Origin of the sequence: Streptosporangium carneum, assembly GCF_027922005.1 — a bacterium.
In the GTDB taxonomy this organism is placed as follows: Bacteria; Actinomycetota; Actinomycetes; order Streptosporangiales; family Streptosporangiaceae; genus Streptosporangium; species Streptosporangium carneum.
The window spans coordinates 148,072-170,894 of sequence record NZ_BSEV01000021.1; the positions used below are offsets into that span (position 1 = coordinate 148,072).

Sequence of the window (22,823 nt, forward strand, 5' to 3'; positions counted from 1 at the left end):
CTCCGCTCCGGGAGAGCGGCCCGCGACACAGGTCCGGGGGTCACACGACCGGAGGGTCGTCGTAGCGGCGCTCCTCGTAGACGCGGCGCTGGGCCACCGGCTCCTCGTAGACGTGGCGCTGGGCCACCGGCTCCTCGACCACGGTGGTGGTCGGCGCCACCGCCCGGCGGGCGATCCTGAGCCGGTAGATCGCGAACAGCAGCCACGCGAGGCCGCCGAGCATCAGGATGAGCCCGACGATGTTGATGTCGAACCCGGCGATGTCGAACTCCACCGCCCATGTGAGGATGGCGCCGATCATGATGAGGACGATGCCGCCTGCGATGGTCATGGGATTCCCTCCTTCGAGCCAACGTCTCTCACCTATCCCCCACGCGGATCTCAAACGTCGTCTTCGCGAAGGCTCCGTGTGACACGGGGATCGATCGTCGTCACAGGGCCGAACGGCCCGGGAAAGTCGTCCGCCCCCACCGCGCTCGAACGCGGTGGGGGCGGGAGTGGACGCCGCCCCGGCCGTACGGCGGAGCGGAGGCGGCGGCCGCACGGTCGGACGGCGGGCAGGACGCCGGTCGGCGGGCTACTGGGCGGGCAGGACCGCGCCCTTGTAGGTGTCCTGGATGAACTTCTTGACCTCGGGGCCCTGGAGGAGCTCGGCGAGCTTCTTGACGCGGGGGTCGTCGACCTTGGCGGGCACGGTCACCAGCCCGTTGGCGTAGGGGTTGCCCTCGCCCTTCTCCAGGATCAGCGAGTCGGTCGCGGGCTGGAGCCCGGCCTCGAGCGCGTAGTTGCCGTTGATGATCGCGGCGTCCACGTCCTCGAGCGAGCGGGGCAGCTGGGCGGCCTCAAGGGGCTTGAACTGCAGCTCCTTGGGGTTGTCCGCCACGTCGCGCTCGGTGGCCTTGACGCCGGCGCCCTCCTTGAGGGTGATCACTCCGTTGTCGGCGAGGAGCTTGAGCGAGCGGCCCAGGTTGCTCGCGTCGTTGGGCAGCGCGACCTGGGCGCCCTTGGCCAGCTCGGAGATGTTCTTGATCTTCTTGGAGTAGAGGCCGAGCGGCTCGATGTGGACCGGCGCGACCCAGCTGAGCTTGATGTCCTTGCCCTTGGAGAACTCCTCCAGGTACGGGACGTGCTGGAAGTAGTTGGCGTCCAGCTGTCCCTCGTCCAGCTGGACGTTGGGCTGGACGTAGTCGGTGAACTCGACGATCTCCAGGTTCAGCCCGGCCTTCGCGGCGAGGTTGTCCTTGACGAACTTCAGGATCTCACCGTGCGGCACGGGGTTCACCCCGACCTTGAACGGCGCGTCGGCCTTGGGTGTGCCGGCGTTCGACGCGGCGGCGGGCGTGGCCGTCGCCGACGACCCGCCGCACGCGGTGAGGGTTCCGGCCAGGATCAGTCCGGCCACGACCCCGAGCAACCTGCGCATGACTTCCCCCTATTTCCCGTATGTTTGATAGGAAATATTTCATACGGGGAAGTCCGCCGACAAATCGGTTACTGACCCACGAGCGCCAGCATCTGCTTGATCTGCGCGGAGCGCGAGGCCTCGACACGTCCCGCCAGAGCCTTGGTCTCGGCGTTCTGCCCCGCCATCGACTCCACCTTGGCCATCTGGACGGCGTCGTCCTGCTGGGCGATCAGCGTGTTGAGGAACCTCTTCTCGAACTCGGCGTCGGGAGCCTTGGCGAGCGCGTCGAACTGCGCCTTGGTCATCCCGTGGCCTCCGTGGGAGGCGTGCGCGTTGCCCGACGGAGTCGGGGGCTGCTTCCAGCCGCTCAGCCAGCCGGCCATCAGCTTCGCCTCCGACTCCTGCGTCGTGGCGATCGCGGCGGCCAGCGTCTTGACGTCGGAACTGACGGCCCGCTCCTGCGCCAGCTTCGCCAGCTTCACGCCCTCGGTGTTGTGCGGCACCATCATCTGCAGGAACATCACGTCGGCGGGATTGTAGTCCGACCCCGCCACGGCCGCGGGCCCCGCGTCCGCGGCACCGTGCGCGCCGTGCGTCATCTGACCGCTGCCCTGCAGCTCCTGAAGGCTGTGCGCGCCGCAGCCGGTGAGAAGGAAGGCGCCCAGGACGATCGGGACCGCGCGTTTCAGCATGGGTACTCCTGTTGGGGGGTGCTCCCGACCGGGACGGACGTGGCCGCCCCGGTCAGGCGGGGTGAAGCAGGGTCAGACACGCTGCCACAGCGAGGGGACGTTCGGCGGCTCCCAGCCCGCGAGCGCGGTGTGCGGCTGCAGGCAGCGGTAGGCCGCTCCGTTGTAGGTCACCTGCGCGCCCGTGGTGTAGGCGGTGCCCGCCTTCCAGGTGCCGCTCTGCGTCGCGGTGACGGTGGGCGTGGGCGAGGAGGTCGGCGTCACCGTGGGCGTCACCGTGGGCGTGGGCGAGGAGGTCGGCGTCACGGTCGGGGTGGGCGACGGGGTGCTCCCGCCGCCGAAGTCCACGTCGGAGCAGGTGTAGAAGGCCTCGTTGCTGTACAGGACGCGCTGCCAGATCGAGTAGATGAGCTGGCGGCCCGTGCGCTGCGGGAGGTCGATCGTCCACTTGGTGAACGTGACGGGGTTCTGGTTGTTGAACGTCTTGAGGGGCTCCAGGTCCGACCACTTCAGCGGCTGGGTCGGGTTCCAGCTCTGCTTGGTGATGTAGTACTCGAAGTTGCTCCCCCCGTGGGGGGCCGTGGCGTGATAGGTGATCTCCAGCGGCCCCGGCGAGACCCGGGTGGCGGGCCAGTCGGCCCTGGGGAGGTCGAGACCGCGATACTTCTCACGCCCCGCGCTGCAGAGTTTGCCGTCCGGGATGAGCGCGCGGTGGTTGCCGCCGGCCTCCAGCAGGGAGACCTCGTTCCAGTCGTAGAACGCCTGGGTTCCGCCGGCCGCGACGGCCGCCTTACAGGCCTCGGACTTGGGCGTCTCCGGCCCCTCGTTCTTGCAGACGTAGACGCGGCTCGGCGGGTTCGACATGCTGCCGTGAGCCTGCGCGGGGGTGGACGGGATCAGGGCGAGCAGACTGCCGATGGCCAGCGCGGCGGCACCGGTGGTTGCCTTGGGTCGCAGGTGCACGTGGACTCCTCCTGAAAAGGGGGGATGGAGGCATGACATGTCCAACGGCCGACGGATAGCACGTTATTAGCAAGAAACCTTACTAAAAATTCATTCGACGCGGCTACATACCGACCTCATATTCACCCGACGTGAGGCCGGCCGCGCCGCCGACCGGGTCACGGGAGCCGCCCCTGCCTCCCTCTTCGCCCAGGTCACCACGCCCCTTTCCGCCCCCCTGCCCCTCACTCGCCTCCCGGGAACGCCTCCTCGCCCCGCCCCTCCCCCGGCCCGGAAACCGCCTCCGCCCCCTCACCCCACCGGCCTCCGCCCCTCGTTCCACCGGCCTTCGCCCCCTCGTCCCGCCGCCGGGTGAGCCTGCGAACCGTGAACCTCGACGCGACTCCGCTCCGTGGGGTGGACGCTGTCGCGATCCCCTGCCTTCAGGCAGACGGAGGGCGTCAATCGACCACGAGCACGACCTTGCCCCGCCCGTGGCCCGCCTCGACCTCGCGATGGGCGTCGGCGGCGCGGTCGAGGGGATAGGTCCTTCTGACGTGGAAGACGAGCTCCCCCTTGGCGTGGAGGTCGGCCAGCTCGGCGAGCCTGGAGGCGAGGCGAACCCCTCTGACCAACTGGACGCCCAGTTCCTCGGCCCTGGCATGGTCGACCAGGGTGATGATCCTGTCTCCCTTCACCAATCTCAGCGAGACGTCCAGGGCGTCGCCGCCCGCGCCGTCCAGGACCATGTCGACTCCTCCTGGGGCGAGAGCGCGCACCCGCTCCAGCAGGCCCTCGCCGTACGTGACGGGGATCGCGCCGAGCGAGCGCAGGTAGTCGTGGTTCTCCTCGCGCGCGGTGCCGATGACCGTGGCTCCCCACAGCCGGGCGAGCTGTACCGCGGCGGTGCCGACCGACCCCGCGGCGGCGTGGACCAGAACCGTGTCCCCCTCACCGACTCCGAGCTGCCTGAGGGCGATGTGGGCGGTCTGCGTCCCCGCGGTGAAGCCGCCCGCGACCTCCCAGGGCATGGTCGCGGGCTTGGCCGTGACATTCTCCTCCGGGACGACCACGTACTCGGCGTAGGAGTTCAGCAGGTTGAAGCCCAGCACCTCGTCCCCAGGGGAAACCGCTGTCACTCCGGAGCCCACCTGGTCGACCACCCCGGCGAACTCGTTGCCGGGAACACGGGGCAGCTCCTCCGGCACCCCCGGGGGAACCCAGCCCTGCCGGATGGCCACGTCGTACGGCTGCACACCCGCCGCCCTGACCCTGACCCGCACCTGCCCCTCCCCCGCCTCGGGCGTCGGCAGGTCCATCGCCTTCAGCACCTCGGGTCCACCGAACTCGGAAAAAGCAGCGGCCTTCATCGGAAACTCCTTCACTCGTCGCCGTCGCCTCTCACTCTGCAACCTCGACCATGCTTGAGGTCAATCGGCTGAGGACATGGGGCGGCTCGTCGAGTCGGGTGCTGCCGCAGACTTCGCGGGGTCGCTGGGTTCTGGGGGTTCGCTTGGTCTGAGGGCGCTGGGTTCTATGGGCTGGGCTTTGTTCGCGTGGAGGGGGGCGGGTGGTCCGGCCGGCCGTCTCCACGCGAACAGACCGAACCCAGAGAACCAAACGAACCGACCGAACCCCGGTGACCCCAGAGAACAGCGCCGTCAGCGAAGACCGTCGAAGAGGTCGGTCTCGTGTTCGGCGGACGAGACCCGGGTGAAGTGGCGGATGAAGAACTCGGGGGAGAGCGCCCGGTGCTGGGCCTCGGCGGGCATGCGCAGCAGGAAGATGCTGTCCCCCTGGCTGGCGTGCGCCTCGAGCGCCTTGCGTTTGCGCTCCACGTAAGGCGTCACGTCGACCACGGCGGTGATCAGCTCCTGCGGGGTGCCGAAGTCCTCAGGAAGGCCGGGGTCCTCGGGCGCGGCGTCGATCGACCGGAGATACTCGAACAGCTCGGCGATCCGCTCCCGGGGCACGGCGGTGTAGTAGACCTTGTCGGGGATGCCGGTGGCCTCGGCGGCCGCCAGGGTGATGCGGTTGGCCTGGATGTGGTCGGGATGGCCGTAGTTGCCGTTCTCGTCGTAGGTGACCACGACCTGCGGGCGGTAGTGCTCCATCAGGGCGGCGAGCCTTCCCGCCGCCTCGTCGAGCGGGACGTTGGCGAAGGCGTCCTGCGCCTGGTTGCCCTCCCAGCCGTCCATGCCGGAGTCGCGGTAGCCGAGAAGCTCGACGTGCGCGATCCCCAGGTGGGTCACGGACTCGTCGAGCTCCTCGAGCCGCCGTGCTCTCACCGCCGCCTCGTCGTGGCCGGGCTCCCCCGGCTTCACTCCGCCGGGCCCGTCTCCCTGCTCACCGTTCGTGCAGGTCACCAGGACGGTGCGGATGCCCTCCTCGGCGTATTTGGCGAAGACGCCGCCTGTCCCGAGCACCTCGTCGTCGGGATGGGCGTGAACGGCCATCAGCGTCAGCTCGTGATCCATGGATGTCGACCTCTCCGTAGGGGAGGGCCATACGGCCCCGCCCACTCTACGGCGGTCCAGCGGAGGCCGGAGTCGGCAGACGGCCGCCCTCTCCATCTCCCGTCCTCCCCCGGCCTCTCAGTCCCCTCGCCTCTCAATCCGTCTCTCAGTCCCCCGCCCCTCAGTCCCCGCGCCTCAGTCCTCTCCCTCTCTCAGTCGTGCAGGACGCACAGGACGTGACCGCCCGTGACGGCGTCTCCCACGCCCATGTCGAGCTGCGTGACGGTTCCGGTCTTGTGGGCGAAAAGCGGCTGCTCCATTTTCATCGCCTCCAGCACGACGATCAGGTCTCCGGTGGAGACCCGGTCGCCGTTGCCGACCGCGACCTTGACGATCGTGCCCTGCATCGGGCTGGTCACGGCGTCCGCACCGCCCTGACCGCCCATGCCCCCCGCCCTGGACGCCTGACGCCGCGGACGTCTGGCCGTGCTCGGGGAGTGCCCCGTTGAGTGGCCCGTGGGAGAGGCGGCCGCGAACCCGGGCGGGACCACGACCTCGACCCTGCGGCCGTCCACCTCGACGACGAGGGCCTCTCCCCTGGCCGGCGGGGTCGCCGAGGCCGGGATCTCGAGGTACGGCTCGATGCCGCCGCGGAACTCGGTCTCGATCCACTGCGTGTGCACGGAGAAGACCCCGCCCTCCCCGTCGCGGAAGGCGGGGTCTTCGACCACGGCCCTGTGGAAGGGCAGCGTGGTGGCCAGGCCTTCGACCCGGAACTCGGCGAGCGCGCGACGGGCCCGTTCCAGGGCCTGGGCGCGGTCGGCGCCGGTGACGACGAGCTTGGCCAGCAGCGAGTCGAAGGCCCGCCAGAGCACCGTGCCCTCCTCCGCGCCCGAGTCGAGGCGCACACCGGGCCCGGAGGGGGGACGCCACCCGGTGATGGTCCCCGGGCTCGGCAGGAAGTTGCGGCCGGGGTCCTCGCCGTTGAGGCGGAACTCGATGGAGTGCCCGCGTACCGGCGGGTCGTCGTATCCGAGCTCCTGGCCTTCGGCGATGCGGAACTGCTCGCGCACCAGGTCGAGCCCGGTGACCTCCTCGCTGACCGGGTGCTCGACCTGCAGACGGGTGTTGACCTCCAGGAAGGAGACCATGCCGTCGCTGCCGATCAGGAACTCGCAGGTGCCCGCCCCGACGTAGCCCGCCTCGGCGAGGATCGCCTTCGAAGCGGTGTACAGCACGCGGTTCTGCTCCTCGGTGAGGTACGGCGCGGGCGCCTCCTCGACCAGTTTCTGGTGCCTGCGCTGCAGCGAGCAGTCGCGGGTGGAGACCACCACGACGTTGCCGTGCGTGTCGGCCAGGCACTGCGTCTCGACGTGCCGGGGCCGGTCGAGGTAGCGCTCGGCGAAGCATTCGCCCCTGCCGAAGGCCGCGACGGCCTCCCGCACGGCGGACTCGTACGCCTCGGGGATCTCCTCCAGCGTTCTGGCCACTTTCAGACCTCGGCCTCCGCCGCCGAAGGCCGCCTTGATGGCGACCGGCAGGCCGTGCGTCCTGGCGAACTCGACCAGTTCCTCAGGGCCGTTGACGGGACCGTCGGTTCCGGGGGCGAGCGGGGCTCCGGCCGCCATGGCGATCCTGCGGGCGGAGACCTTGTCCCCGAGATCCTCGATGACCCTGGGCGGCGGCCCTATCCAGGTCAGTCCGGCCGCCAGCACCGCCCTGGCGAACTCGGCGTTCTCGGCCAGGAAGCCCCAGCCGGGGTGAACGGCGTCCGCCCCCGACCTGGCGGCGGCCTCGAGCACCTTCCCGATGTCCAGGTAGCTCTCCGCGGCGGTCTCGCCGCCGAGCGCGAACGCCTCGTCCGCGACCGTGACGTGGAGCGCGTCGCGGTCGGGCTCGGCGTAGACGGCCACGCTGGCGATTCCCGCGTCGCGGCAGGCCCTCGCGACGCGGACCGCGACCTCGCCGCGGTTGGCTATCAGAACCTTGCGCACTGGCTCAGCCTCTCTGCAACGGCCCGCGGTAGGCGGGTCCGGCGATCCAGAACGGCTTCCTGACCCGCGGGCGCGCCGTGTCGCGCGTGTTCCTCCGCACGAGGAGGAACGCGACGACCGTGGCGGCGATCTCCTCGTCGGAGGGCTTGCCGCTCAAAGTCAGGAACGGGTGGTCGGTCTCCGTCTCAGGGCGGTCGGCCCCCACCACAGGGCGGTCGGCCCCCACCACAGGGTGGTCGGCCCCCATCACAGGGTGGCCGGTCCCTGTCCTGGGGCGGTCGGCCCCCATCACATCGGGGGGTTGCCGTGCTTGCGCTGCGGCAGGACGGCGCTCTTGGTGCGGAGCATGGCCAGCGACCTGGCCAGCGTCACCCTGGTCTCGCGGGGGTCGATGACGTCGTCGACCAGGCCGCGTTCGACGGCGTAGTAGGGGTGCATGAGCTCCTCGCGGTACTCCGCGATGCGCTCGGCACGCCTGGCCTCCGGGTCGGGCGCGGCGGCGATCTCCTTACGGAAGATCACGTTGGCCGCCCCGTCCGCGCCCATGACCGCGATCTCGTTGCTCGGCCAGGCGAACGACAGGTCGGCGCCGATGGAGCGCGAGTCCATCACGATGTACGCGCCGCCGTACGCCTTGCGCACGATGACCTGGATCCGGGGGACGGTGGCCGCGCAGTAGGCGTACAGCAGCTTGGCGCCGTGCCTGATGACGCCGCCGTGTTCCTGTCCCGTCCCCGGCAGGAAGCCCGGCACGTCGACGAACGTCACCAAGGGGATGTTGAAGGCATCGCAGAACTGGACGAATCTGGCGGCCTTCTCCGAGGCGGAGATGTCCAGCACGCCCGCGAACGACATCGGCTGGTTGGCGACGACGCCGACGACGTGGCCCGCGATGCGGCCGAGTCCGCAGACGATGTTCGCCGCCCAGCCCTCGTGGAACTCCACCAGGTCGCCGTGGTCGACGACCTCGGCGACGACGTCGCGCATGTCGTAGGGCCGGTTCGGGTCGGCGGGCACGATGTCCAGCAGCGCCTCGCACAGCCGGTCCTCGGGGTCGTCCGCCGGGGCCTCCGGCGGGAACTCCTGGTTGCTGGCGGGCAGCAGCGACACCAGGTGGCGCACCTCCTCCAGGCAGGTGATCTCGTCGTCGGAGACGAAGGTGGCCACACCGGTCATCGTGCCGTGGACGCCCGCCCCGCCCAGCTCGTCGTGGCTGACCTTCTCGCCGGTGACGGCCTCGACGACGTCGGGTCCCGTGACGAACATCTGGGCCGTGTCGCGGACCATGAACACGAAGTCGGTGAGCGCCGGGGAGTAGGCGGCCCCTCCCGCGCACGGCCCCATGATCACGCTGATCTGCGGGATCACCCCGGAGGCCCTGACGCTGCGCTGGAAGATGCCGCCGTAGCCCGCCAGGCCGGTGACCCCCTCCTGGATGCGTGCGCCCGCGCCGTCGTTGAGGCCGATCAGTGGCGCGCCGGCGGCGTAGGCCATGTCCATGATCTTGTGAATCTTCTGGGCGTGCGCCTCCCCCAGCGACCCGCCGAAGATGCGGAAGTCGTGCGCGTAGACGAACACGGTCCGGCCCTCGATGGTCCCCCATCCGGTGACCACTCCGTCGCCGTACGGCCGCCTGGCCTCCATGCCGAAGCCGCTCGCGCGGTGCCGCCGCAACCCCTCGACCTCGGTGAAGGAGCCGTCGTCGAGAAGTAGTCCGAGGCGCTCCCTGACCGTCATCTTGCCTCGGGCGTGCTGCTGCCTGGTGGCCTGGTCTCCCGGCCCGACGCGGACGCTCTCCTGGATTCCGGCGAGTTCCTCGGTGTACGCGCGCATGGATCGCGTCGCGGTCTCGACTTTCCTCTCTTCGACCGCCGTCATATCCGTTTACCCTTCCTATGGGATTCAGATCTTCGAATAATCGCAATTCCATCGACGGCAGAGAAGGGCTCTTCTTCGTAGGTGGTATTCGTCTATTTCTTAGGAGACATGGCCGAGGCTCTCCTGTCGATGGTCTGATCGTGGCATATGCCTTTTACGAGGGGACCAGGCCTGTGAGGATCGACTTTCACGGAATCACCGTGCCTCCGGACGCCTTCGGCGACCGGGCGGCACGCGCCGAGGAGCTTGGATACGACTCGGTGTGGATGTCCGAGACACAGCACGACCCGTTCGTCGGGTTGACGGCCGCCGCGCTGCGGACCGAGCGGGTGGCCGTCCGGACAGGACTGGCCGTGGTGTTCGCCAGGAACCCGATGACCACCGCGATGCTCGCCAACGACCTTCAGCTGGTCTCGAAGGGGCGCTTCGCCCTGGGCATCGGGTCCCAGCTGCAGACCCACATCACCAAGCGGTTCAGCATGCCGTGGTCGAAGCCCGCCCCCCGCATGCGGGAGTACATCCTGGCGCTGCGCGCCATCTGGAAGTGCTTCGCCACCGACGGCCGGATCCGCTTCCGCGGCGAGTTCTACCGCCACACGGTGATGAGCCCCTTCTTCAACCCCGGCCCGAACCCCTACGGCGAGCCGCCCATTCTCGTGGCCGGCGTCGGCCCGATGATGACGCAGCTCGCCGGTGAGCTCGCCGACGGTTTCCTCGGCCACATCATCTCCACCCGGCGGCTGCTGGAGGAGGTGACGATCCCCGCGCTGCGTCAGGCCAGGGAGGGGGCCGGAAAGTCGATGGAGGGCTTCGAGCTGCACGCGACGCCGATCGTGGCCACCGGAACCAACGAGGACGAGTTGCGCGCGGCGATCCGGCAGGCGAAGGAGTCGATCGCCTACTACGCCTCCATTCCCAGCTACGCCCCCGTCCTGGAGCTGCACGGGCTCGGCGACCTGAAGGACGAGCTGTACCGGCTGGCGGGCACGGGCCGTACGGGAGAGATCGTCGACGCGATCGACGACCACGTGCTGGAGACGTTCGCGATCGTGGGCGAGCCCAAGGAGGCGGCGGCCAAGATCTGGGAGCGTTTCGGCGGCCTGGCCACCAGCATCGCCTTCTTCCAGTCGGGCGACCTGCCGCCCGACGCGCTGCAGCCGCTGCACGAGGAGCTGCGGCACCTGGCGCAGCGACCGCCCGCCTGACCGTCTTCCCACGTCCCGCCGTTCGGCCGTCCGGCCGGCGACGCCGGAGGGGCCGGACCGCTTTCCGCGGTCCGGCCCCTCCGGCGTTCACGGCGCCGCCCCTCCGGCGAGGAGGGCCGGGCACGCGAAAGCGGCGCCGGGTGGGGATGACGACCCGGCGCCGCTCGCCCGAGACGCGGCCTCCTCGCCGTCGTGGCGGGATCCGCGGAAGGGGTTGTCGGTCGTTGCCTCGTCGGTGTCGCGACCGCCCTCCCCGTGCGGGAGGAGGGCGGTCGCCGCGTTAGCGGCCGTTCACCGAGAAGGCGTAGAAGGTCTTGCTGCCCTTGCCCTGGATGAACCGGTTGTTGTACCCGTTGCCCCAGAAGACCGTGCCCTTGACGATGGCGGGCCCCGCGTTGGAGGAGCCCTCGCCCAGGTAGTCCCAGAGGATCCTGCCCGTGGCGCCGTCAAGGGCGTACATGTGGCCGCTCATGGAGCCGGCGAACATGACCCCGTTGGCGGTCGTGACCGCTCCCATGGTCTCGGCGTTCGACGGGTCGGCGACCTGCCAGAGGATCTTGCCGGTCCTGACGTCGACGGCGGCGAAGATGCCGTTCGTCGTCGTCTGCCCGTTGGGCAGGGTGTACGCGACGTGGTTGGTGTTGGCGTTGCTGACGTAGAAGCGCTTGCCGTCGGTGGCGCTGCCCCACTCGATGCCGCCGTGCACGCCGCCGGGGCCGACCTGCGTCTTCCAGACGGTCTCGCCGGTGCGGGCGTCGACCAGCCAGTACACGCCGCTCTTCTGGCCGGCGCCGATGACCAGGCGCGGCCTGCCGTGCGCTCCGGGGATGGTCAGCAGGTGGCCGCCCTCGCCGAAGTCGAAGTCGCCGCCGTTGTTCGGCGGGCAGTTCTCCCGCGGGAAGTTCGGCTCGCAGGCGACCGTCCAGGCGTCGAACACGATGTCGCCCGCCTGCCACTTGAGGTCGCCGGTGCGCAGGTCGAGGGCGAGCAGCTTGTCGATGCGGTTGTCCTCGGGCAGGCACTCGGAGGCGGGCTTGCCCGCCGCCTGGCAGTCGCTCACGGACTTCGGCACCGACAGGTTCTGCCCGGTCCCGAAGACGACCGTGCGGTTGACCGGGTCGATCACCGGGTTGGTGCTCCACACGCCGCCGCCGCTGAAGCCGCCGGGGACGCCGCCGTTCTCGGGGACGGTGTACTTCTTCCACAGGACCTTGCCGGTGGCGGCGTCGATCGCCGACATGCTGCCGCGGAAGGTGCAGCAGGGGTAGCCGGGCAGGCCGGCGACGGCCGCCTCCTTGGAGGAGACACCCTGGTAGAGGACGCCGTTGTGGAGGCTGGGCGACCCGGTGACCACGGCCGCGAAGTGCTCGTCCAGCGTCGTCTTCCAGATGAGGTCACCGGTCTTGGCGTCGACCGCCAGCAGGTGCGCTCCCTGGCCGCCCTGGGGGCCGTTCTGGTCGCCGACGTAGATCCGGCCTCCGGAGACCGTGGGGCTGGCCCTTACGATGCCGCCGGGGATGCCGTTCCAGTCCGACACCTTGCGCGACCAGATGACCGCGCCGGTCTCGGCGTCGAGCTTGGAGAAGTAGCCGCCCCAGTCGGGGATGTAGACCGCGCCGTCGACCACGGCGGGGATCGCGGAGGTGTCGCCGTGCGCGGTGTAGGTCCACTTGACGGCGAGCTTGCTCGCGTTCGAGGGGCGGATCCTGCGCTCGAACGGGTTGGACTTGGAGTTGGCGAGGTCGTGCCCGCCCATCGACCAGTCGAACGGCGACGGGATGTGCGAGAGGGTCCTGTCCTGGGACGGGGCCTGGACCTGGGCCTGCGCTCCGGGCGTCAGGCCGCCCGTCGCCAGCAGGAGCGCGCTCACGCCCACGGCGGCGCGCGTCAGCAGATTGCCGGGCAGTCTCACGAGGAAACCTCCTGTCGGCCGACCGCCACGCCCGCGTCGGCGGGGGTGGCGTGTTCGGGGGTGAACTTTCCGATCTGGCGCAGCAGGGTCAGCTCGTCGCGAGCGCCCCAGTGCTCGACGGCCTTGCCGTTCTCGACGCGGTAGAAGTGCAGGTGCTGCACCTTCACCTCGGCGCCCGTGGGGGCGATGCCCATGAAGTCGCCGGTGTGCCTGCCGCTGAAGGTGACCCGGCAGGCGAACTTGTCGCCCTCCGAGATGAAGTCGTCGACCTGCCAGGTGGCCTCGGAGAACGCGTCGCGCATGTAGCGGGCCGTCGACAGGTAGCCCTCGGGGCCGCCCGCGACGCCCGGCGACGCCTCGTGGTCGATGAAGTCGGGGGCGATGAACTGCTGGGCCGCCTCCTCGTCGAGTTCGCCGAACACCCGGGCTATGCCGATGGCGACCTCGATGATTTCCTGCGCGGCCGTCGGGGGCGCCTCCGCCAGAGGGGCCAGCATCTTCTCAACCTCGTCCGGCATGGTCCGCCTTTCTCAACGAATGTGCGAGGTGCTTGGGGTGGAGAGGGTCTGTGGCGGGCGGGTCAGTAGCCGAGCCCTGATCCGCCGCTGATGGGAAGCAGCGCGCCGGTGATGAAGGAGGCCTCGTCGCCGGCCAGGAAGCGCACCGCGGGGGCGACCTCCTCGGGCGTGCCCGAACGGCGCAGCGCGGTGATGCTGTGCAGGTAGGACCGGTGCTGGTCGGACAGCCCCGCCACCATGTCGGTCTCGATGAGGCCGGGCATGACCACGTTCACGGTGATCTTCCTGGAGCCCAGCTCCCAGGCGAGGGAACGGGCGAAGCCCGCGAGCGCCGCCTTGGAGGCCGAGTAGTTGGTCACCCCGGGCGAGCCCCAGAAGGCCGTGGTCGAGCCGACGAGGATGATCCGTCCCCAGCGGGCCTTGACCATGTCCGTCACCGCGCAGCGCACGGCCCGCACCGTGCCCATCAGGTTGGTGTCGATGACGTCGGCGAAGTCCTTCTCCGGCATGGCGAGGAACAGGTTGTCCCTGGTGGTCCCGGCGTTGGCGACCAGCACCTGGACCGCGCCCTGCTGGGCCTTGACCTCCTCGAAGGCCGCCTCGACCGACGCGGTGTCGGTCACGTCGCAGCGCACGCCGAACAGCCCCTCCGGCGGCTCGCCCGAGCGGTAGGTGACGGCGACCTTGTCGCCCGCCTCCTCGAACGCCCGCGCGATGGCGAGGCCGATGCCCCGGTTGCCTCCCGTGACAAGTACGGAACGGCTCACTGAGCCCACACTCCCAACTGCTCGTCCAGAGCCTTGATTGCCGTTTGCGCGTCGGTGAAGTGGATGGCCCGCCAGCCCGCGGCCTCGGCTCCCTCGCAGTTCTTGGCGAGGTCGTCGACGAACAGGGACTGCGACGCCGGGATGCCGGACCGGTCGACCGCGAGGTCGAAGATCTCCCTGGCCGGCTTGCGACAGCCGACCTCGAAGGAGAGCACGACGTCGTCGAAGAGCCCCACGGGGTCGACCATGCGGCGCCAGTGCGCGTCCCAGGCGGGGACCATGTTGGACAGCAGGCCGACGAACAGCCCGGCGGACCTGATCTCCCGCAGCCGGTCGGCCCACGCCTGGTTGACCTCCCTGCCGTCGAACCAGGCGTCGGCGAGCGTGGTCAGGTGCAGGTCGATGCCGTGGTCGGCGCGCAGCAGCTCCCCGATCTGGGCGAGCCACTCCTGCTCGGTGACCAGGGGCGTGTCGATGGGCAGCATGATGTCGTCGGTGCCGTACGACGCGGTGACCTTGAGGATCGCGTCGATCAGCGGCTCCTGACGGATGCCCTGGTTCTCGCAGAAGACGGCCAGGGTGTGGCTGATGGGCGGCGTCAGCACGCCGCCGAAGTCGGTCCACACGGCCAGGACGGGCTGGGTCATCGGGGCACCATCACCATCGTCGACTCGGCGATCGTGATCGCCTCCTGAATGAAAGCGACGTTCACCGTGACGGCGCCGTCGCCGGCGTCGGTACGGGTCGCCGCGGCCAGCACCGGCTGGTCGAGCTCCGCGAAACGCCCGAAGGATCCCGAGACCGTGACGGGCCAGGCGCCGACGTCGCCGGCCGCGACGATCGCGAGCTGGCGGGCCGCCTCGGTCAGGGTCATCGCGGGCAGGTGGTCGTAGTCGTGGTCGAAGATCGCCCGGTTGCCGAACCTCGGGGTCACCCTGGCGGTCACCGAGGAGGGGCCGCGCTCCACCTGTGAGATCACCACGTTCATCGGGCTCACCCTGCCGACCTGGTGCGGCTCGGCCTGCCGGGGGTCGGGCACGTCGTCGAGGTCCCCGGTGAGGGGGGCGGGGGCGCCGCGGAGCACGTTGCGCAGCGCCTCGTGCTCGGCGTGCGTGACGATCTGCACTTCCATCGTGTGGGTGCCCGCGGGGACGCCGTCGATGGAGAGGTCCTGGCGGACGGCGCCCTTGCGCACCTTGCCCGCCCTGACGCGGATGGTCTCGAAACGGTTGTCGATCCGCAGTTCGCCGGGCCTGCGCCCGGCCCGCAGCACCGACGGGTCGGGAAGGTCGAGCGAGAAGGTGTTCACCATCATCGTGGTGTCCGGCGGGAGCCCGAGAAGGTGGGCGCCCGCGATGCCCGCCTGCCTGCCCGCCTCCAGGATGAGCAGCGGGTCGAACAGGGCGGGGCGCGCCAGGTGGTCGCTGTAGTAGCCGTGGCTCAGCGGGAGCTGGGCCGCGGCCAGGAAACGGGACTCCCCCGCCGGCACCAGGTCGGTCACGAAGACCTCCGCGACGGAGGCCCTGTGGACCAGGCGGCGCTCCACCGTACGGCCGAAGCTGAGCTCCTCCGACAGGACCAGGTCCTCGGCAGCCCCGGTGTTGACCGTCATCCGTACCTCCACAAAATGCCGGAATAAGTCGGGCATCACTGTGGCACGACGCGATGAAATTCAAATAAAAGTGACATAAAATTGCGCCCGCATACCACTTTCGATCCTTCTTCTTGTCCGGCGCGTCCATACCTCGTTAATGTCGCCTTTCAGCGGTGACCCGCATTCACGAAAGGAATCCATAATGACTCTGGACGTTCTGCAGGAAAAGATCCGCGGCATCATCTCGCAGGAGCTCGAATTGGAGGACGGCGAGCTCACGGCGGACGGTCACTTCATCGACGAATACGACGCCGACTCCCTTTCCCTCATCACGATCCTCGCCCGGATCGAGAAGGAGCTGGGCATCGTGGTGCCGCAGGACGAGCTGCCGAACATGCCCAACCTCCAGGGCGTCTTCGACGTCGTGGGCACGATCAACAGCCGGGAGTCCCAGGGTGTCTGAACGCCGCCGGGTGGTCATCACCGGCCTCGGGGCGGTGAGCAGCATCGGCATCGGGGTCGAGAACTTCGTCGCGGGCATCCGCGAAGGGCGCAACGGCGCCTCTCCGATCGCCAGCTTCGACGCGAGCGGCTTCCCGTACGTCACGGCCGGCGAGGTGCACGACTTCGAGCCCGGGGCGATCCTGGAGCGGCTCGACGTCGAGCGGTGGGGCCGCAGCAGCCTGTTCTCCGCGGCCGCGGCGCGGCTGGCCGTACAGGACGCGAAGCTGGACCCCGAGCTGCTGTCCGCCTCGCGGGCCGGCTCCATCATGGGGACCACCGCGGGTGAGGCGCAGGTGCTGCAGGCCGCGGTGGAGCAGTGGGTGGCGAAGGGGCTGGACAACGTCGACGGGCGGCTCGCCGCGATGACGCCGGTCAGCCAGATCGCCAACTCCGTCAACCACGAGCTGCGGCTCACCGGCGACGCCCAGACCATCCCCACGGCGTGCTCGGCGAGCAACATGGCCCTGGGCTACGCCTATGACCTGGTGCGCACCGGCGAGGCCGACTTCATGCTGGCCGGAGGGGCGGACGCGGTCAACCGTGCCTGCCACGCCGGCTTCTACCGGCTCGGCGCGCTGGCCGAGGACCTGTCCAGGCCGTTCGACCTCAACCGCTCCGGCATCCTCACCGGCGAGGGCGGCGCGGTCCTGCTCCTGGAGCCGCTCAACCACGCGGTCGCCCGGGGCGCCCGGATCTACGCCGAGGTGCTCGGCTACGGGGTGAACTGCGACGCCCGGCACATGGTCAACCCCGACGCGCCGAGCATCGCCGAGTGCATCCGCATCGCCCACCGCTACGCGGGGGTCAAGCCCGAGCAGATCGACTACATCTGCGCGCACGGCACCGGCACGCCGACCAACGACCACACCGAGGTCAGCGCGGTGCGCGAGGTGTTCGGCGAGCGCATCCCGCCGATCAGCTCGATCAAGTCGATGATCGGGCACACGATGGGCGCGGCGAGCGCCTTCGGCGCGATCGTCTGCGGCAAGGCGCTGGAGGACGGCTTCCTGCCCCCGACCGCGAACCTGGACAAGCTCGACCCGGCGCTGGGCGACGGGCTCGACGTGGTGCCGGGCAGGGCCCGTCCCGCCACGCTGAACATCGTGCAGAACCAGGGTCTCGCCTTCGGCGGGAACAACGTCGTTACGATCTTCGGGAGGGTGGCGTGACGACAACCGTCGCCGTCAGGCCTTTGACGATCACGGCCTGCGGGGTCGTCTCCCCCGCGGGCCTGGGCCTGGGCGCGCTGGAAGAGGCGCTGCGCTCCGGCGTGGACGACTACACCGCGCCGGACAACCCCTTCGAGGGCGCGGTCGACGGCTACCCGCCGCGCCCGCTGTGGGCGGTTCCCGACCTGAGGGTCGCCGAGCACCTGGGCCGCAAGGGCCTGCGCCACATCGACCGGTTCACCATGCTCGGCCTGATCGCCTGCAAGCTGGCGCTCGACGAGTCCGGCACGGCCCTCACCGACGAGGACCGCGCCGACACCGGGGTCGTCATGGCGACCAACACCGGCAGCCTGGTCAGCATGCTGGAGGTCGGACGCGACACCCTCCTGCAGGAGAAGCCCTACCTCGTCAACCCCGCCAGGTTCCCCAACGTCGTCACCAACGCCTGCACCGGCCAGATCGCGATCCGCAACTCCCTCACCGGGGTGAACGTGGTCGTGTCAGGCGGTCAGGCGGCCGGGCTCGCCGCGGTGCGCTTCGCCCGCACCGCGATCGGCGACGAGCGCTCCCGCAGGCTCCTCGTCGGAGGCGTCGAGGAACTCTCCCAGGTCGCGGCCTGGGGCTGGCACAAGTCCGGCGCGCTGCACGAGGACGCGCCGGTCGGCGAGGGGTCGGCGGTGTTCCTGGTGGAGGACGCCGAGGCGGCCTCCACCGCGGGCCGCTCCGGCCTCGCCGACCTGCTGGCCTGCGAGGTCGGCTACTACGGGGCCGGTGACTCCGAGTGGCGCGCGCGGGGCCTGCGCTCCTGCGTGGAGCGGGCCCTGGAGCGCAGCGGGGTCGGCGCGGACGACGTCGACGTCGTCTCCCTCGGGGCGACCAACCACCGCAGGCTCGAACTCCTCGAGGACCGCGTGGTCCAGGAGGTGCTCGACCGCCCCGTGCCGAGGGTGCGCGTCTCCGAGGTCCTGGGCGAGCTGTACAGCGCGAGCGTGCCCCTGCAGATCGCCGCGGTGCTGGCGCTGTGGCGCGAGCCCGCCGACCACGCCCGCACCGCGCTGGTGACCTCCGTCGGCGGTGACGGCAACGCGGGCTGCCTGGTGGTGCGCGAATGCCGATGAACCAGGGGTGCGTCGGCAAGGTCTACCCGCCGACCGCGCCGTACGAGGTCGGAAGGGAGAAGATCCGGGAGTTCGCCGCCGCGGTCAGGGAGGGCAACGCCGCCTGCTGGGACGCGGACGCGGCGCGGGCCCTGGGCTACCCGGACGTCATCGCCCCGCCGAGCTTTCCCATGGTGCTCACCCTGGAGGCCGAGCACGACGCCGTGCACGACCCCGAGCTCGGCGCGGCGAACCAGGACCGCTTCGTCCACCGCGAGCAGCGCTTCGCCTACAGCAGGCCCATCCACGCCGGGGACGTCCTCACGGTGACGGTACGGCTCGCGGGCATCGACGCGGTCGGCGGCAGCGACGTCGTCAACTACGAGAGCACGATCACCGCAGCCGACGGAGAGCACGTGTGCACCGCGACGTCGACGTTCGTGATCTTCGGCCAGGAGGAGAGGGACGGCGGCTCATGACGGTCGAGACGGCCTCCCTGCCGCGCTACGAGGAGATCGAGGTCGGTTTCCGGGTGCCCGGCCGTACGTTCAGGGTCGAGCGCAAGGACCTCGTCAGGTACGGCGGCGCGGCCTGCGACTACAACACCATCCACTGGGACGACAGGACGGCCGAGCTGATGGGGCTGCCCAGCCCCATCGCGCACGGCATGTTCACCATGGGTCTGGCGCTGGGCGTGCTGACGGACTGGGCGGGCGACCCCGGGGCGGTGGTCGACTTCGGCGGCCGCTTCCCCAGGCTCGTCCCCGTGCCGAACGACGGCGTCGGCGTCGAGCTGACCGTCGAAGCGATGGTGATGGAGAAACTGGACCCGCCCAGGGTCCGGCTCAGCGTCGCCGTACGGCTCGGCGTGAACGGCGGGCACAGCGGGAACAGCGGGCAGGGCGGGCACGCCGGGCATGCCGGGCACGGCGGGAACAAGGTGCTCACCATGCCGCGGACCATTGTGGCGCTGCGGTAGTCCCCGCCTCTTCGCCGGGAGACCTCGGCGAGGAGGCGGGGGCTCACCCCGCGGTGGCCAGGATCTCGTGGTGGAGCCGCTGCAGTTCGGCGGACGGTTCGAGGCCCAGTTCCTCGTGGAGGACCCTGCGCAGGTCGCGGAAGGCCAGCAGGGCCTCGCCCCGGCGTCCCGACAGATGCAGCGCCTCGATGAGACGGGCGTGGAACCACTCGTTGAGCAGGTTGGCCGCAACCAGGCCGCGCAGGTCGGGGATGAGCTCGCGGTGCAGACCGAGCCGCATGTCCGTCTCGACCCACAGTTCCATCGCCCTGATCCGCGTCTCCTCGAGGTGCGCCACGTGACGGGCGAGCACGGGACCGGCCGGCACGTTGGTCAGCGGCGCGCCGTGCCACAGGCCGAGCGCCTCGCGCAGGTGTCGCGCCGCCTCGACCGTGCGGCCGTGCGCGAGCGCGGAACGGCCGTCGCCGACCAGCCGCTGGAAGCGCCGGACGTCCACCTGGTCGTCCGCCACCCGCATCCGGTAGCCGGTCGGCTCGGTGGTCAGCCGGTCGGCGAGCTCGGACCTGCCGCTCTCCTTGGCCATCATCTGGCGCAGGTGGTAGACGTGGGTGCGGATCGTCGCGACCACGGTGCGCGGCGGTGCCCCGTCCCACAGTTCCTCGGCCAGCGTGTCGATGTCGACCACCTGGTTGGCCCGCAGCAGCAGCAGGGCGAGGAGCCTGCGGACCTTGGGTCCCCTCGGGACCCAGACTCCCTGTTCCGAGCGCAGCTCGAAAGAGCCGAGAATACAGAAATTGATCATGTTCTCTCCCCCCCAGGGAAATGACCTGACGGAGGAGAGTCTGCATATGTCATAGCAAGTTGTGACATTGCGCTAAAGACACATGGGATGCCCCTTAAGAGGCATAACGCCCCCAGTAACGAGCACGTCGGCCGCACATCCGGCGCCTCCGGCCGGGCCCGCGTGATTTTCGTCTCCCTTCCCCGCCCCCCTTCCTCCGCAATCCCCCTCTCCCCGCAACCACCATCGAACCGAGGAGGTCGAGGTGCCGCTGAATCCGGCCTTCGCAGGACGGGTATACCCGGCCACCACCCCCTACCGGATCGGCCGCGAGAAGATCCGCGAGTTCGCCGAGGCGATCGGCGACACGCGTGACGAGCAGGCCGCTCCCCCCACGTTCGCCATCGCGCTCACCCTGCGCGCCGAGGTCGCGGTCGTCAGCGATCCCGAGCTGGGACTCGACATGACGCGCCTGCTCCACCGTGAGCAGCGGTTCGACCACCGGCGTGCCATCAGGGACGGCGACGAACTGACCGTGACGGTCACGATCACCGAGGTCGACCGCGTCGGCGGCACGGACGTGGTCACCCTCACCAGCGACCTGCGCACGGTCGCGGGCGAGCACGTGTGCACGACCACCTCGACACTGATTGCGCAGGGCGATGACTGAGCCGCGGTACGACGAGATCGAGCCGGGGACCGCACTGCCCCGGCTGACGCATGTGATCCGCAGGGGCGACCTGGTGCGCTACGCCGGCGCGTCCGGAGACTTCAACCCCATCCACTGGAGCGAGCGAGCGGCCACGGAGGCCGGGCTGCCCACGATCATCGCGCACGGCATGCTCACCCTGGGCGTGGCCATGCGGCTGGTCAGCGAGTGGGCGGGGCGGGAGGCCGTCCTGGAGTGCGGCGGCAGGTTCGCCAGGCCCGTCGTCGTGCCCGACGACGACGCGGGTGTCGAACTCGTCGTGGACGGCGTGGTCGCGGAGAAACTCGACGACTCGCGGGTGCGGGTCGAGCTGACCGTGCGCTGCGACGGCGAGAAGGTGCTGGCCCGTCCCCGCGCCGTCGTCGCGCTCGCCTGATCCGTGCCGATCCGCGCCCGATCCGCGTCTGACGCGCACCTGGCCCGTGCCCGATCCGGGTCTGGCGCGCACCTGGCCCGTGCCCGATCCGGGTCTGGCCCGCACCTGGCCCGTGTCCGATCCCGCACAGAGCCGCGCCGATCCAGCGCAGTCCCTTGCTGACCCGTTCTGACCTGTTCTGATCCGTTCACGCAGACTAGCTGAGAGGAACTCCACGATGCCGACCTTCGTGGGCGCCTATTCCTGGACCGACGTCCCCGCGCGAGGCGTGGCCGTCGTCGAGGCGGGCAGCGTCGCGGGCCCGTTCACCGACATCGTCAACCCGTTCCACCTGGCGTTCTCGCCGTCGGGCCGGACCCTGTACGTCGCGAGCAACGCCCCCGAGGGACGGGTGTTCGCGCTGACGGTCGAGGACGACGGCTCGCTGACCCCGCTGAACGACCAATCGGCCGAGGGCGCGGGAACGGTTCACGTTCTCGCCCACTCCGGCCACCTTTATGCGACAAATCATGATTCAGGGGAGGTTGTCGTCTTCCCGATCAACCCCGACGAGAGCCTCGCCCCGCTGTCGCAGTCGGTCAAGCACCTCGGCGCGGGGCCCGACACGCTGAGCCAGCTCGGCCCGCACCCGCACATGACCGTCCCCGACCCCACGGGCACGCGTGTGCTCGTGCCGGACAAAGGCAACGACCAGCTCTACGTCTACCGGCTCGAGGAGGGGCTGCTGGTCCCGCACTGCCAGGTGCACCTCGGCGCGGGCACGGGCCCCCGTCAGCTGGTGTTCCACCCCGACGGCAGGCACGTCTACGTCGTCAACGAGCTGGTCTCCTCGATCACGGTCTGCGGCTACGACCCGTCGAACGGGACCCTGTGGACCCTGGGCACGGCCCCGACCCTTCCCGAGGGCGCCGAGGGCTGGAACGCCCCCTCCGGGATCACGCTGTCGGCCGACGGGCGCTTCCTCTACGTGGCCAACCGCGGGCACGAGAGCCTCACCGTGCTCGAGGTGCGCAAGGACGGCGCGCACCTGGAGCAGGTGGACACGCTCAGGCTCTCCGAGGAGCCGCTCAGCACGATGCCGTGGGACCTGGTCCTCAACCCGTCCGGCGACCTGCTGCACCTCGCCAACCAGACGGCGGGGACGGTGGTCACGTTCGCCGTCGATCCGGAGACCGGACTGCTCTCGCCGACCGGAAGCCCCGTCGAGGTCCCGGGTGCGGCCTGCGTGCTGTTGCGCTGACCTTCTACGTCGCCGTCCCGTACGGTGACCCGACCGCCTGCCGACGCCGGCCTCTTGACGAGGTCGGCGGGTTCGCGATGTTCGGTGGGTTCGTTTTGTTTTCCGGGCTGGGCTTGGTTCGCGTGGAGGGGGGCGGGTGGTCCGGCCGGCCGTCTCAGCTGAGCCCTGGCGGGTTCAGGCCTCCGGCCTGGCGGGCGTGGGTGGTTGCGGTCCTTTTATACGCCGGCCGGACCACCCGCCCCCCTCCACGCACGGCTGTCTCGCCGTACGGCGCGCGGACCGTAGTCGCTCCCTTTTCCGGCCGCCCAGTGTCCTGTCTGACGCTGAAGCAATCCGCAGGGGTTTCGTCCATGGTCGATCGCCGTAGCTGAAGCCCCCGTGCGGAAAGGAGCGCAGGGCTGAGCTGGAAAAACCGCCCCACTGAGGAAGGGCCTCCCCACCCGGTTGCGTCCACGGAGGTGGTGTATGAGTTTTCGCTGGTGACAGGTGTGGCGTCGTGAAATGAAGACGACCACCGCGTGATCCTTCGAGTAGCGAAGATCAAGTTCGAAGGAGAACCAGGCGATGGCCGTAGACAACAGTGTGACGTCCGCGCAGTGGCTGGCGAA

At 70.0% G+C, this 22,823-nt stretch carries 24 protein-coding genes; 9 read left to right on the forward strand and 15 right to left on the reverse strand.

The window, feature by feature from the left end; translation table 11 throughout:
• Positions 1-40: 40 nt before the first annotated feature.
• The 9 genes from PKF00_RS32855 to PKF00_RS32895 all read right to left on the reverse strand — a co-directional run bounded on the left by PKF00_RS32855 (position 41) and on the right by PKF00_RS32895 (position 9,319).
• Positions 41-331, reverse strand: coding sequence for a DUF6458 family protein (locus PKF00_RS32855; RefSeq protein WP_271221592.1), 291 nt, complete (start codon positions 329-331; stop codon positions 41-43).
• A 246-nt stretch (positions 332-577) separates the two neighbouring features.
• Entirely contained in the window at positions 578-1,423 is an 846-nt protein-coding gene (locus PKF00_RS32860; RefSeq protein WP_271221593.1) for a MetQ/NlpA family ABC transporter substrate-binding protein, read from the reverse strand.
• Positions 1,424-1,491: 68 nt separating this feature from the next.
• The gene (locus tag PKF00_RS32865) at positions 1,492-2,097 is read right to left on the reverse strand and encodes a DUF305 domain-containing protein (RefSeq protein WP_271221594.1); all 606 of its coding nucleotides are present in this window, start codon (positions 2,095-2,097) and stop codon (positions 1,492-1,494) included.
• A 72-nt stretch (positions 2,098-2,169) separates the two neighbouring features.
• Positions 2,170-3,057 (reverse strand): lytic polysaccharide monooxygenase auxiliary activity family 9 protein, encoded by an 888-nt coding sequence (locus PKF00_RS32870; RefSeq protein WP_271221595.1) that lies wholly within the window; start codon positions 3,055-3,057, stop codon positions 2,170-2,172.
• A gap of 440 nt (positions 3,058-3,497) precedes the next feature.
• Positions 3,498-4,406 (reverse strand): NADP-dependent oxidoreductase, encoded by a 909-nt coding sequence (locus PKF00_RS32875; RefSeq protein WP_271221596.1) that lies wholly within the window; start codon positions 4,404-4,406, stop codon positions 3,498-3,500.
• 291 nt (positions 4,407-4,697) lie between these two features.
• Positions 4,698-5,513, reverse strand: a complete 816-nt coding sequence (locus tag PKF00_RS32880) for a PIG-L family deacetylase (RefSeq protein WP_271221597.1) — start codon at positions 5,511-5,513, stop codon at positions 4,698-4,700.
• Positions 5,514-5,704: 191 nt separating this feature from the next.
• Positions 5,705-7,486: an ATP-binding protein gene (locus tag PKF00_RS32885; protein ID WP_271221598.1), complete on the reverse strand. Its 1,782-nt coding sequence runs from the start codon at positions 7,484-7,486 to the stop codon at positions 5,705-5,707.
• Positions 7,487-7,490: 4 nt separating this feature from the next.
• A complete protein-coding gene (locus tag PKF00_RS32890; RefSeq protein ID WP_271221599.1) occupies positions 7,491-7,733 on the reverse strand; it encodes a hypothetical protein in 243 nt (80 codons plus the stop codon).
• A 41-nt stretch (positions 7,734-7,774) separates the two neighbouring features.
• Positions 7,775-9,319 (reverse strand): acyl-CoA carboxylase subunit beta, encoded by a 1,545-nt coding sequence (locus PKF00_RS32895; protein ID WP_271221620.1) that lies wholly within the window; start codon positions 9,317-9,319, stop codon positions 7,775-7,777.
• A gap of 218 nt (positions 9,320-9,537) precedes the next feature.
• On the opposite strand from PKF00_RS32895, the gene PKF00_RS32900 reads away from it, so the two are divergent.
• Positions 9,538-10,569, forward strand: coding sequence for a TIGR03617 family F420-dependent LLM class oxidoreductase (locus PKF00_RS32900; protein ID WP_271221600.1), 1,032 nt, complete (start codon positions 9,538-9,540; stop codon positions 10,567-10,569).
• 280 nt (positions 10,570-10,849) lie between these two features.
• Here PKF00_RS32900 and PKF00_RS32905 read toward each other — a convergent pair whose 3' ends face one another.
• From PKF00_RS32905 to PKF00_RS32925, 5 genes are all read right to left on the reverse strand, one after another.
• Positions 10,850-12,481 (reverse strand): outer membrane protein assembly factor BamB family protein, encoded by a 1,632-nt coding sequence (locus PKF00_RS32905; protein ID WP_271221601.1) that lies wholly within the window; start codon positions 12,479-12,481, stop codon positions 10,850-10,852.
• The gene (locus tag PKF00_RS32910; RefSeq protein WP_271221602.1) at positions 12,478-12,999 is read right to left on the reverse strand and encodes an ester cyclase; all 522 of its coding nucleotides are present in this window, start codon (positions 12,997-12,999) and stop codon (positions 12,478-12,480) included. Before PKF00_RS32910 ends, PKF00_RS32905 begins: the two co-directional genes overlap by 4 nt.
• Before the next feature lie 62 nt (positions 13,000-13,061).
• Entirely contained in the window at positions 13,062-13,766 is a 705-nt protein-coding gene (locus tag PKF00_RS32915; RefSeq protein ID WP_271221603.1) for an SDR family oxidoreductase, read from the reverse strand.
• Positions 13,763-14,413, reverse strand: coding sequence for an HAD family hydrolase (locus tag PKF00_RS32920; protein WP_271221604.1), 651 nt, complete (start codon positions 14,411-14,413; stop codon positions 13,763-13,765). The genes PKF00_RS32915 and PKF00_RS32920 overlap by 4 nt, the downstream gene beginning before the upstream one ends.
• Positions 14,410-15,378: an AfsA-related hotdog domain-containing protein gene (locus tag PKF00_RS32925; protein ID WP_271221605.1), complete on the reverse strand. Its 969-nt coding sequence runs from the start codon at positions 15,376-15,378 to the stop codon at positions 14,410-14,412. Before PKF00_RS32925 ends, PKF00_RS32920 begins: the two co-directional genes overlap by 4 nt.
• A 184-nt stretch (positions 15,379-15,562) precedes the next feature.
• Between PKF00_RS32925 and PKF00_RS32930 the strand changes: the two genes are divergently transcribed.
• From PKF00_RS32930 to PKF00_RS32950, 5 genes are read left to right on the forward strand one after another with little or no spacing between them, the layout of a single operon-like run.
• Positions 15,563-15,823 (forward strand): acyl carrier protein, encoded by a 261-nt coding sequence (locus tag PKF00_RS32930; RefSeq protein ID WP_271221606.1) that lies wholly within the window; start codon positions 15,563-15,565, stop codon positions 15,821-15,823.
• Entirely contained in the window at positions 15,816-17,033 is a 1,218-nt protein-coding gene (locus PKF00_RS32935; RefSeq protein ID WP_271221607.1) for a beta-ketoacyl-[acyl-carrier-protein] synthase family protein, read from the forward strand. Before PKF00_RS32930 ends, PKF00_RS32935 begins: the two co-directional genes overlap by 8 nt.
• The gene (locus PKF00_RS32940; protein WP_271221608.1) at positions 17,030-18,151 is read left to right on the forward strand and encodes a beta-ketoacyl synthase N-terminal-like domain-containing protein; all 1,122 of its coding nucleotides are present in this window, start codon (positions 17,030-17,032) and stop codon (positions 18,149-18,151) included. The genes PKF00_RS32935 and PKF00_RS32940 overlap by 4 nt, the downstream gene beginning before the upstream one ends.
• Positions 18,142-18,609: an FAS1-like dehydratase domain-containing protein gene (locus PKF00_RS32945; RefSeq protein ID WP_271221609.1), complete on the forward strand. Its 468-nt coding sequence runs from the start codon at positions 18,142-18,144 to the stop codon at positions 18,607-18,609. The genes PKF00_RS32940 and PKF00_RS32945 overlap by 10 nt, the downstream gene beginning before the upstream one ends.
• Positions 18,606-19,109, forward strand: a complete 504-nt coding sequence (locus PKF00_RS32950; protein WP_271221610.1) for a MaoC/PaaZ C-terminal domain-containing protein — start codon at positions 18,606-18,608, stop codon at positions 19,107-19,109. The genes PKF00_RS32945 and PKF00_RS32950 overlap by 4 nt, the downstream gene beginning before the upstream one ends.
• A gap of 43 nt (positions 19,110-19,152) precedes the next feature.
• On the opposite strand, the gene PKF00_RS32955 is transcribed toward PKF00_RS32950, so the two are convergent.
• The gene (locus tag PKF00_RS32955; protein WP_271221611.1) at positions 19,153-19,911 is read right to left on the reverse strand and encodes an AfsR/SARP family transcriptional regulator; all 759 of its coding nucleotides are present in this window, start codon (positions 19,909-19,911) and stop codon (positions 19,153-19,155) included.
• Between the two features lie 244 nt (positions 19,912-20,155).
• On the opposite strand from PKF00_RS32955, the gene PKF00_RS32960 reads away from it, so the two are divergent.
• The 3 genes from PKF00_RS32960 to PKF00_RS32970 all read left to right on the forward strand — a co-directional run bounded on the left by PKF00_RS32960 (position 20,156) and on the right by PKF00_RS32970 (position 22,215).
• Complete coding sequence (locus PKF00_RS32960) at positions 20,156-20,560, forward strand: FAS1-like dehydratase domain-containing protein (protein ID WP_271221612.1); 405 nt, start codon at positions 20,156-20,158, stop codon at positions 20,558-20,560.
• A complete protein-coding gene (locus PKF00_RS32965; RefSeq protein ID WP_271221613.1) occupies positions 20,553-20,975 on the forward strand; it encodes a MaoC/PaaZ C-terminal domain-containing protein in 423 nt (140 codons plus the stop codon). Before PKF00_RS32960 ends, PKF00_RS32965 begins: the two co-directional genes overlap by 8 nt.
• A gap of 217 nt (positions 20,976-21,192) precedes the next feature.
• Positions 21,193-22,215 carry a lactonase family protein gene (locus tag PKF00_RS32970; RefSeq protein WP_271221614.1) on the forward strand — a complete coding sequence of 341 codons (1,023 nt, stop codon included), beginning with the start codon at positions 21,193-21,195 and terminating at the stop codon, positions 22,213-22,215.
• Positions 22,216-22,823 lie beyond the last annotated feature (608 nt).

Excerpts from the sequence above, each read along its gene's own strand:
- PKF00_RS32855 (WP_271221592.1), bottom strand. The coding sequence starts at position 331 with ATGACCATCGCAGGCGGCATCGTCCTCATCATGATCGGCGCCATCCTC.
- PKF00_RS32860 (WP_271221593.1), bottom strand. The coding sequence starts at position 1,423 with ATGCGCAGGTTGCTCGGGGTCGTGGCCGGACTGATCCTGGCCGGAACC.
- PKF00_RS32865 (WP_271221594.1), bottom strand. The coding sequence starts at position 2,097 with ATGCTGAAACGCGCGGTCCCGATCGTCCTGGGCGCCTTCCTTCTCACC.
- PKF00_RS32875 (WP_271221596.1), bottom strand. The coding sequence starts at position 4,406 with ATGAAGGCCGCTGCTTTTTCCGAGTTCGGTGGACCCGAGGTGCTGAAG.
- PKF00_RS32880 (WP_271221597.1), bottom strand. The coding sequence starts at position 5,513 with ATGGATCACGAGCTGACGCTGATGGCCGTTCACGCCCATCCCGACGAC.
- PKF00_RS32890 (WP_271221599.1), bottom strand. The coding sequence starts at position 7,733 with ATGGGGGCCGACCACCCTGTGGTGGGGGCCGACCGCCCTGTGGTGGGG.
- PKF00_RS32895 (WP_271221620.1), bottom strand. The coding sequence starts at position 9,319 with ATGCGCGCGTACACCGAGGAACTCGCCGGAATCCAGGAGAGCGTCCGC.
- PKF00_RS32910 (WP_271221602.1), bottom strand. The coding sequence starts at position 12,999 with ATGCCGGACGAGGTTGAGAAGATGCTGGCCCCTCTGGCGGAGGCGCCC.
- PKF00_RS32920 (WP_271221604.1), bottom strand. The coding sequence starts at position 14,413 with ATGACCCAGCCCGTCCTGGCCGTGTGGACCGACTTCGGCGGCGTGCTG.
- PKF00_RS32925 (WP_271221605.1), bottom strand. The coding sequence starts at position 15,378 with ATGACGGTCAACACCGGGGCTGCCGAGGACCTGGTCCTGTCGGAGGAG.
- PKF00_RS32930 (WP_271221606.1), top strand. The coding sequence starts at position 15,563 with ATGACTCTGGACGTTCTGCAGGAAAAGATCCGCGGCATCATCTCGCAG.
- PKF00_RS32945 (WP_271221609.1), top strand. The coding sequence starts at position 18,142 with ATGCCGATGAACCAGGGGTGCGTCGGCAAGGTCTACCCGCCGACCGCG.
- PKF00_RS32950 (WP_271221610.1), top strand. The coding sequence starts at position 18,606 with ATGACGGTCGAGACGGCCTCCCTGCCGCGCTACGAGGAGATCGAGGTC.
- PKF00_RS32955 (WP_271221611.1), bottom strand. The coding sequence starts at position 19,911 with ATGATCAATTTCTGTATTCTCGGCTCTTTCGAGCTGCGCTCGGAACAG.
- PKF00_RS32965 (WP_271221613.1), top strand. The coding sequence starts at position 20,553 with ATGACTGAGCCGCGGTACGACGAGATCGAGCCGGGGACCGCACTGCCC.
- PKF00_RS32970 (WP_271221614.1), top strand. The coding sequence starts at position 21,193 with ATGCCGACCTTCGTGGGCGCCTATTCCTGGACCGACGTCCCCGCGCGA.